Origin of the sequence: Rhodococcus sp. TAF43 (genome assembly GCF_052113525.1) — a bacterium.
Lineage (GTDB): Bacteria > Actinomycetota > Actinomycetes > Mycobacteriales > Mycobacteriaceae > Prescottella.
Genome location: NZ_JBFRDL010000014.1, coordinates 115,230 through 124,022 on the forward strand (window position 1 = coordinate 115,230; position 8,793 = coordinate 124,022).

9 protein-coding genes and 3 tRNA genes are annotated in these 8,793 nt (G+C 65.8%); 8 read left to right on the forward strand and 4 right to left on the reverse strand.

The features are described 5' to 3' along the window. Position 1: 1 nt before the first annotated feature. Positions 2-1,150, reverse strand: coding sequence for an MFS transporter (locus AB4Z09_RS12325; protein ID WP_442239814.1), 1,149 nt, complete (start codon positions 1,148-1,150; stop codon positions 2-4). Positions 1,151-1,331: 181 nt separating this feature from the next. Between AB4Z09_RS12325 and AB4Z09_RS12330 the strand changes: the two genes are divergently transcribed. The 5 genes from AB4Z09_RS12330 to AB4Z09_RS12350 all read left to right on the forward strand — a co-directional run bounded on the left by AB4Z09_RS12330 (position 1,332) and on the right by AB4Z09_RS12350 (position 4,268). After that, entirely contained in the window at positions 1,332-2,105 is a 774-nt protein-coding gene (locus AB4Z09_RS12330) for a fumarylacetoacetate hydrolase family protein (RefSeq protein ID WP_114722508.1), read from the forward strand. A 92-nt stretch (positions 2,106-2,197) separates the two neighbouring features. Further along, complete coding sequence (gltX, locus tag AB4Z09_RS12335) at positions 2,198-3,673, forward strand: glutamate--tRNA ligase (protein WP_442239810.1); 1,476 nt, start codon at positions 2,198-2,200, stop codon at positions 3,671-3,673. A gap of 138 nt (positions 3,674-3,811) precedes the next feature. Then, positions 3,812-3,883 (forward strand) — tRNA-Gln (locus tag AB4Z09_RS12340). Between the two features lie 147 nt (positions 3,884-4,030). Further along, a tRNA-Glu gene (locus AB4Z09_RS12345) sits at positions 4,031-4,106 on the forward strand. Positions 4,107-4,195: 89 nt separating this feature from the next. Further along, positions 4,196-4,268: transfer RNA gene (locus AB4Z09_RS12350), tRNA-Glu, on the forward strand. A 106-nt stretch (positions 4,269-4,374) separates the two neighbouring features. Here the strand turns inward: AB4Z09_RS12350 and AB4Z09_RS12355 are convergent. From AB4Z09_RS12355 to AB4Z09_RS12365, 3 genes are all read right to left on the reverse strand, one after another. Next, positions 4,375-4,542: a DUF5302 domain-containing protein gene (locus AB4Z09_RS12355; RefSeq protein WP_174911648.1), complete on the reverse strand. Its 168-nt coding sequence runs from the start codon at positions 4,540-4,542 to the stop codon at positions 4,375-4,377. A gap of 86 nt (positions 4,543-4,628) precedes the next feature. Continuing rightward, positions 4,629-5,126, reverse strand: a complete 498-nt coding sequence (locus tag AB4Z09_RS12360; protein WP_174911645.1) for a pyridoxamine 5'-phosphate oxidase family protein — start codon at positions 5,124-5,126, stop codon at positions 4,629-4,631. Positions 5,127-5,216: 90 nt separating this feature from the next. Next, complete coding sequence (locus tag AB4Z09_RS12365; protein ID WP_174911642.1) at positions 5,217-5,918, reverse strand: IclR family transcriptional regulator; 702 nt, start codon at positions 5,916-5,918, stop codon at positions 5,217-5,219. 118 nt (positions 5,919-6,036) lie between these two features. Between AB4Z09_RS12365 and leuC the strand changes: the two genes are divergently transcribed. The 3 genes from leuC to AB4Z09_RS12380 all read left to right on the forward strand — a co-directional run. After that, the gene (gene leuC, locus AB4Z09_RS12370) at positions 6,037-7,470 is read left to right on the forward strand and encodes a 3-isopropylmalate dehydratase large subunit (protein ID WP_174911639.1); all 1,434 of its coding nucleotides are present in this window, start codon (positions 6,037-6,039) and stop codon (positions 7,468-7,470) included. A gap of 26 nt (positions 7,471-7,496) precedes the next feature. Continuing rightward, positions 7,497-8,108, forward strand: coding sequence for a 3-isopropylmalate dehydratase small subunit (gene leuD / locus AB4Z09_RS12375; RefSeq protein WP_114722503.1), 612 nt, complete (start codon positions 7,497-7,499; stop codon positions 8,106-8,108). A 156-nt stretch (positions 8,109-8,264) separates the two neighbouring features. After that, a partial coding sequence (locus tag AB4Z09_RS12380; RefSeq protein WP_442239811.1) for an HU family DNA-binding protein occupies positions 8,265-8,793 on the forward strand: 529 nt, incomplete at its 3' end.

Genomic DNA, 8,793 nt, shown 5'->3' on the forward strand with positions numbered 1-8,793 from the left:
CTCACACACGTTCGGGTGGGTCCTCCGGCACCAGCGGTACCGCAGCGAGTGGGAACAGTGCCGCGATCGCGAACGTGAGAGGGAAGCTCACGAAGCCGATCAACCCGCCGAAGATCGGGGGGACCAGTGTCGCGGCCACATACTGGGTGGTGTTCTGGGCGCCCAGTGCACGACCGCTCCAGTACGGCCCCGCGATCTCCGCGACCGCCGTGAAGGCCAACCCGTTGTCGGCGGTGGTGATCACGGACGCGATCACCATGAGCGCAACCGCCGCGGGGGAGTCCAGCCAGTCGGTGAGCGCGACCGCGAGCATCGAGACGGCGGCGGCCACCGCAACCCACCGCATGGGGCCCATTCGGCTGCGGACCCGGTCGGACCAGAAGCCTGCGCCGATCCGACCGGCCGCGCCGAGGAGTTGCGTGAAGGTGATGAGGATGCCGGCGGACGCGGCGGACCAGTTCCGATCCGTCATCAGCCACACCAGCATGAACGTCCACACCAGGTATTGCGGGACCACCAGCAGCACCGAGACGCCGTGGATCCGCCAGAGCATTCCGCGGCCGCGGTACGGGTTGTCGAGCAGCCCGCTCTCCTTCGCGGCTGCGCGCGTCGGTCGGGGCGGGTCGACGATCAGCAGGCACGCTGCCGCCGCGATGATGGTCACGGCGGTCGGAAGTGCCAACGCCCAACCCACACCGTGTGATTCGGCGATCTGCGGGACGGTCAGTGCCGCGAAAGCGACGCCGAGCGGCAGCGCCATCTGCCGGATGCCCATCGCCAGGCCTCGGCGCTCGGGCGGAAACCATCCGACGACGAYGCGTCCACTCGCGGCGTTGGCGCTCGACGCGGCCATGCCGCCCAGCACGAGGAATACGCCCAGCAGTGCGAACGATGGGCTCAGTGCCGCGCCGGCGCTCGCGAGCGCGGTGACGGACAGACCGATCACCAGCACGCGCCGTTCGCCGATGCGGTCGACCACGGCACCCCAGGCCATGAGGCTCACGAGGAAGCCCAGCGTCGGGGCCGCGGCGATCAGTCCGGCGCGACTGAGGCTCACGCCATAGTCGCTCTGCAGGGTCGGGATCAGGAAAGCGGGCGCGTTGGCGAACATGGCTCCTGCTGCCTGCGCGAGTACGCCGAGCGCCAGCATCGACCAGCGGTGCAGCGTGCTCGCCTGCGTTTCCTGCTGTGCTGCCTGGTTCACGTTGCCATCCCAGTATGTGAAATGAGAGTCTTATAGTGTGGATACTGTTCGGAGTGTAGCCCTCTTCGGGGGCCGCCGGTGCCGGGTGTCCCGCGATCGCGTCCGATGGGTGGATAGACTCGGGCACATGCGCCTTGGTCGAATTGCCAGTCCCGATGGAGTTGCCTTCGTGTCGATCGAAGGGGAGGGCGACGCGCAGACCGCGAAGGAGATCGCCGAACATCCTTTCGGCACACCGACTTTCACCGGTCGCAGCTGGCCGCTGGCCGACGTTCGCCTGCTGGCGCCGATCCTGGCGAGCAAGGTGATCTGCATCGGCAAGAACTATGCGGCGCATGCTGCGGAGATGGGCGGCGAGGCGCCGGAGGATCCGGTCATCTTCATCAAGCCCAACACGTCGATCGTCGGGCCGGGTGCGCCGATCCTGTTGCCGCCGTCGTCGAACGAGGTCCACTACGAGGGCGAACTCGCGGTCGTCATCGGCCGTCCGTGCAAGGACGTACCCGCGGCGAAGGCCCTCGACGTGGTCCTCGGCTACACCGTCGCGAACGACGTCACGGCGCGCGATCAGCAGCGCCACGACGGCCAGTGGACGCGGGCCAAGGGGTACGACACGTTCTGCCCGCTGGGACCGTGGATCGAGACGAACCTCGACGTTTCGGACGTCGAGGTCAGGACTGAGGTCGACGGCGAGATCAAGCAGCGCAGCCGCACTTCGCTGCTGCTCCACGACATCCCGAAGGTCATCGAGTGGATCTCCGGTGTCATGACACTCCTGCCGGGCGACGTGATTCTCACCGGCACGCCCGAGGGCGTCGGGCCGATCGTCGACGGCCAGACAGTGAGTGTCACCGTCGAGGGGATCGGCACACTGACCAATCCGGTTGCCGCCAAGCGCTGATCGGATCGCCTTCCGGGTGTGCACGGAACCGGCGCGGTACTAGCCTGTAGGGGTCCTTTCCCAGCGCCTAGCAGCGTGTATCGAAGTGAGCCATGACCACCAGCGAAGTACGCGTCCGTTTCTGTCCGTCACCCACCGGCACCCMGCACGTCGGGCTCGTCCGAACTGCCCTGTTCAACTGGGCCTTCGCGCGGCACCACGGTGGCAAGTTCGTGTTCCGCATCGAGGACACCGATGCCGCCCGCGACACGGAGGAGTCGTACCAGGCGATCCTCGATGCCCTGCGCTGGCTCGGTCTGTCGTGGGACGAGGGGCCCGAGGTCGGCGGCCCGTACGAGCCGTACCGGCAGTCGCAGCGGCGCGACCTGCACCTCGACGTCGTGCGGAAGCTGCTCGACGCGGGCGAGGCCTACGAGTCGTTCTCGACCCCCGAGGAGGTCGAGGCGCGGCACAAGGCGGCCGGACGCGATCCCAAGCTGGGCTACGACAACTTCGATCGGGACCTCACTCCCGAGCAGCGCCAGGCGTACCTGGACGAAGGACGTAAGCCCGTCGTCCGCCTGCGCATGCCCGACCACGACCTGATGTGGAACGACCTCGTGCGCGGCGAGACCACGTTCAAGGCCGGCACGGTGCCGGACTTCGCGCTCACGCGCGGCAACGGCATCCCGCTCTACACGCTGGTGAACCCGGTCGACGACGCGTTGATGAAGATCACCCACGTGCTGCGTGGAGAGGACCTGCTGTCGTCCACGCCGCGCCAGTTGGCCCTCTACGAGGCGCTCCAGCGCGTCGGTGTCGCCGACTTCACCCCGGAGTTCGGACACCTCCCGTTCGTCATGGGGCAGGGCAACAAGAAGCTCTCCAAGCGTGACCCCGAGTCGAACCTGTTCATCCACCGGGACCGTGGGTTCATTCCGGAGGGCTTGCTCAACTACCTCGCGCTGCTGGGGTGGAGCATCGCCGACGACCACGACGTCTTCTCGCTCGACGAGATGGTCGCCGCATTCGACATCTCCAAGGTGAACTCGAATCCCGCGCGCTTCGACCAGAAGAAGGCCGACGCGATCAACGCCGAGCACATCCGACTGCTCGAACCGGCGGACTTCGCTGCGCGGCTGCGCCAGTTCCTCACGACGCACGGGCATCCCGTCGACGCGCTGACCGACGATCAGTTCGCTGTTGCAGCCGACCTGGTCCAGACGCGCATCGTCGTCCTGTCGGACGCGTGGGACCTGCTGAAGTTCCTGCTGGTGTCCGACGCGGACTTCGCGATCGACCCCGCTGCCGCGGCCAAGAACCTCGGTGCGGACGCGGCGCCCGTCCTGGATGCCACGATCGAGGCGCTGGACTCCCTGCCGGAATGGGCGACCGCGGATATCGAGGAATCGCTCAAAGCCGCGCTGATCGAGAAGTTGGAATTGAAGCCGCGTAAGGCGTTCGCACCGGTGCGCGTCGCGGTCACGGGTTCGCACATCAGCCCGCCGCTGTACGAGTCGATGGAACTGCTCGGTCGGGAGGCGACGCTCGCTCGTCTGCGTTCCGCCCGCGCTCAGGTCGGCAGCTAGCCTCCCCGTCGACGGTCGGAGGGCTATTTCAGCCCTCTGACCAGCCGATTTGGAGAAACAGTGGGGGGCTTTGATATTGTTCTCCTCGTTCGAAAGGCAAGCCCCCGGCCGCGAGGTCAGGCAAGCCCGGAAGAGCATTGGGGTATGGTGTAATTGGCAACACAGCGGTTTCTGGTACCGCCATTCTAGGTTCGAGTCCTGGTACCCCAGCGGAGAGTTCGAGTGAATTTCACTCCGAACTCCGGTTAGTTCAGCTGGCCGAGCTTCCATCGCAGATCGGATCCGAAAGGGTCGGATTGAAATTGGAAGCGTTCCATCGTGTCGCACGCATGCGGCGACACACCTTGAAAATGTTCTGGCCCCGTCGTCTAGCGGCCTAGGACGCCGCCCTCTCAAGGCGGTAGCGCGGGTTCGAATCCCGTCGGGGCTACCAAGGGAAGCACTCTCCGATCCTGGATCAGGGAATTCTCTTTCGGTGAGAGCATTTATCCTGGTGTACAGCATGTAAAGAACGAAGTTCCTGGCCCCGTCGTCTAGCGGCCTAGGACGCCGCCCTCTCAAGGCGGTAGCGCGGGTTCGAATCCCGTCGGGGCTACAAAGCAAGACCCTCCGATCATTGATCGGAGGGTCTTTTTCGTTCGCTGAGGTTCTCTCAGGTTCTCTCAGGGCTTCTGAGGTTCGTCTGACGCTCTCCAGAGGTCCTAGCCGCTCTTCCGGCGGAACTCGCGCTTGTGCTCGGCGCTGCCGTGCGCGTCGTGGACCTTCGACTGACCGTCCAGATGTGCTGCGGAATTCGATTGCTGATGATTCTTGCGCTCGAGTGCTTCGCGGAACTTGCGCTTGATCGCGTCGTTGCGGGGCTCGCTCACGTCGTCCTCCTCCCTGCCTCGGTGGTGACTCGTCTGTCGGAATCTACCGCCGAGGAGGGGGAGACGTCGCGTGGTTTTCCCTGCGACTACAGATACGCGGCGGTGGATCCGCCGACGGGCATCGCGGGCAGACCGAGCTTGCGGTGATCCCACGACCGGACCCGCTCCGGGACCACTCGGACGGCGACGCGCTTGTGCAGCATCATCTCGACGGCCGGCTTGACGTCCTCGGAGTAGGGGCCCGTGTAGCGCTCCCAGATGCTGATGCCGACCTTGAACAGCGCCTCCGGATCGTCGATGATCTCGCCGCGACCCTCGATCGAGACTCCGCGCAGGGTGTCGTACGTGTCGCCGTCCTCGATCATCATGGTGAGCCGGCCGTCGCGGCGAAGATTGACGGCCTTCTGCGACTTGGCCTTGGTCTCGAACCACAATTCACCGTCGATCACCGCGTACCACATGGCCACGAGATGCGGCATGCCGTTCGGTCCGACCGTCGCCATGGTCGACACCCGGCTCCGCTCGACGAACTCGGTGATCTCGGCATCCGTCATCGTGATCTGACCGCGCTGGTTGGTTCCCACTGCAGTTCCTCCACTCGGCTGGAATTCGTTCTGGCGAGAACTGTGCCACGAATCACTACGCGGACCGCCGAGTGGGGTGCGTCATGGAATTCAGAGGCGCTTGTGCAAGGCGTCCGCCGCCGCCAGGAGATCGGCGGCCCAGCGTGCGCCCGGGCGGCGACCCATCCGGTCGATCGGCCCGGACACCGAGATTGCGGCGACGACGTTCCCTGCGGCATCCCGGACCGGCGCGGCGACGCTCGCGACGCCCGGCTCTCGTTCTGCCGCGCTCTGTGCCCAACCGCGGCGGCGCACCTCGACGAGGACACGTTCGCCGAACGAGGCGTCGGGCAGGATCGCCCGCTGCGTCTGGGGGTCCGCCCATGCGAGAAGGACCTTGGCGCCCGAGCCTGCCGTCATCGGCAGGCGTGCACCCACGAGGACGGTGTCGCGCAGGCCGGTGGGCGGTTCCATCGAGGCGATGCACACCCGGTGCGTGCCTTCCCGCCGATACAACTGAACGCTCTCGCCCGTGATCTCGCGCAGCCGTGGCAGGACCAGGGTGGCGGCATCGACGAGGGTGTCGCTGGCGCTCGCGGCGAGCTCGCCCAGACCGGGGCCCGTGCACCACAGTCCGTCCGCGTCGCGAGTGAGGAGGCGATGCACTTCCAGCCCGACGGCGAGACGGTGGGCGGTAGCGCGGGGGAGTCCTGTGCGGTTGCACAGTTCGGTGAGGCTGCAAGGTTGTTCGGCCACTGCATGCAGGACGCCCATTGCTTTGTCGAGCACTCCAATGCCGCTATGCTGTCTCATAGGTCGATACTCCGTTCTCGCATATTGGGATCATAGCTGATTTCGCGAGGGACGGTTCGGCACATCACGCGACACGGGCCGGCCCTGAAGCCCGGCGGCGCGACATCCGGATACAGAGGTGGAGAAGATGGCGAACAGAGGACGCACTCTGGCCGAGAAGGTGTGGGACGAGCACGTTGTCGTGCGCGGCGAAGGCGAGGGTTCGGCGCGGCAGCCGGACCTCATCTATATCGACCTGCATCTCGTTCACGAGGTCACCAGCCCGCAGGCATTCGACGGGCTCCGGCTCGCGGGCCGCAAGCTGCGTCGACCGGATCTGACGATCGCCACCGAGGACCACAACGTCCCGACGATCGACATCGACAAGCCCATCGCGGACCCGGTTTCCCGCACGCAGGTCGACACCCTCCGGAGGAACTGCGAGGAGTTCGGCGTGCGTCTGCACCCGATGGGCGATCTCGATCAGGGCATCGTGCACGTGGTGGGCCCGCAGCTGGGCCTGACCCAGCCCGGTACGACCGTCGTGTGTGGTGACAGCCACACCTCGACGCACGGCGCTTTCGGTGCTCTCGCAATGGGAATCGGTACGAGTGAGGTCGAACACGTCATGGCGACGCAGACGCTCTCGCTGCGGCCGTTCAAGACGATGGCGATCACGGTCGACGGTGAGTTGCCGTCCGGTGTCACGAGCAAGGACCTCATCCTCGCGGTGATCGCGAAGATCGGTACCGGTGGGGGACAGGGGTATGTCCTCGAATACCGCGGCGAGGCCATCCGCAAGCTGTCGATGGACGCCCGGATGACGATCTGCAACATGTCGATCGAGGCCGGCGCTCGCGCGGGGATGATCGCACCGGACGAGATCACCTACGAGTACATCAAGGGTCGCCCGCACGCGCCGCAGGGTTCCGACTGGGACGCCGCAGTGGCGGCCTGGGAACAGTTGAAGACCGACGACGACGCCGTCTTCGACGCCGAGGTGCGCATCGACGCGGCCTCGTTGACCCCGTTCGTCACGTGGGGCACCAACCCCGGACAGGGCGCTCCGCTGGGAGATTCGGTCCCGAATCCGGCAGAGATCGCCGACGAGAGCGCGCGGAACGCAGCCGAGAAGGCGCTGGCGTACATGGGCTTGGAGGCCGGAACGCCGCTGCGGGATGTGTCCGTGGACACCGTCTTCGTCGGCTCGTGCACCAACGGGCGCATCGAGGATCTGCGTGCCGTTGCGGACGTCCTGAAGGGCCGTCGGGTCGCCGAAGGCGTCCGGATGCTGATCGTCCCGGGTTCGATGCGCGTTCGCGCACAGGCCGAAGAGGAAGGCCTGGGCGAGATCTTCACCACTGCGGGAGCCGAGTGGCGTCAGGCCGGATGTTCGATGTGCCTGGGTATGAATCCGGATCAGCTCGCCCCCGGTGAGCGTTCCGCGTCGACGTCCAACCGCAATTTCGAAGGCCGCCAAGGCAAGGGCGGGCGTACGCACCTCGTCTCTCCGGCCGTCGCCGCAGCCACGGCCGTGCGCGGCACGCTGGCGGCACCGGCAGATCTGGCATAGGGCGCAAGGGAACTAGGAGAAAAACGATGGAAGCCTTTACCACCCATAAGGGAATCGGTGTTCCGCTGCGCCGGTCCAACGTGGACACCGATCAGATCATCCCCGCGGTGTACCTGAAGCGTGTGACCCGCAGCGGATTCGAGGACGGGCTCTTCGCGGCCTGGCGCACCGATCCGGACTTCATTCTCAACACCGCGCCCTACGACAAGGGCAGTGTCCTGGTCGCCGGACCGGACTTCGGCACGGGTTCGTCACGCGAGCACGCCGTGTGGGCGTTGTCGGACTACGGTTTCCGCGTCGTCATCGCGTCGAGGTTCGCCGACATCTTCCGCGGCAACGCCGGCAAGGCAGGTCTGTTGGCCGCGCAGGTCGATCAGAGCGACGTCGAGTTGCTGTGGAAGCTGCTCGACGAGCAGCCCGGTCTCGAGTTGGTCGTCGACCTCGAGAAGAAGACCGTGACCGCTGGAACGACGGTGGTGCCGTTCGAGATTGATGACTACACGCGGTGGCGTCTGCTGGAGGGCCTGGACGACATCGGGCTGACATTGCGCCAGGTAGACGCGATTTCCGAGTTCGAAAAGTCAAGGCCTTCTTGGAAACCTGAGACGCTTCCGGCCCGTGTCGCGAACGACAATTGACCCAATCGGATAACTGGTTCGGCCCCCTCGTCTACCACAGATGGGGGGGCCGCGCTTGATGAGAATTGGCGTGGCACATAGACTCTTGCCGATTTCGGGTTTACCGTAGTTCGTAGTCGGTCCGACGGTGGACCATTAGTTTGCGGAGGAATTTCCATGAACAAGGCAGAGCTCATCGATGTTCTGACCGAGAAACTGGGTTCGGACAGGCGTACCGCCACCGAGGCCGTCGAGCATGTCGTCGACACCATCGTGCGCGCCGTGCACTCCGGTGAGAGCGTCACCATCACCGGATTCGGAGTTTTCGAGCAGCGTCGCCGTGCGGCCCGCGTCGCACGCAACCCGCGCACCGGTGAGACGGTCAAGGTCAAGCCGACCTCGGTTCCGGCTTTCCGTCCGGGTGCGCAGTTCAAGGCGCTCATTGCCGGTGGCCAGAAGCTTCCGGCTTCGGGTCCGGCGGTCAAGCGTGGCGCTGCTGAGCCGGTGAAGAAGGCGGCCAAGAAGACCGCGGCCAAGAAGACCGCAGCCAAGAAGACCGTGGCGAAGAAGACTGCGGCCAAGGCTCCGGCCAAGACCGTGGCGAAGAAGACTGCGGCCAAGGCTCCGGCCAAGACCGTGGCGAAGAAGACTGCGGCCAAGGCTCCGGCCAAGACCGTCGCCAAGAAGACCGTGGCGAAGAAGACTG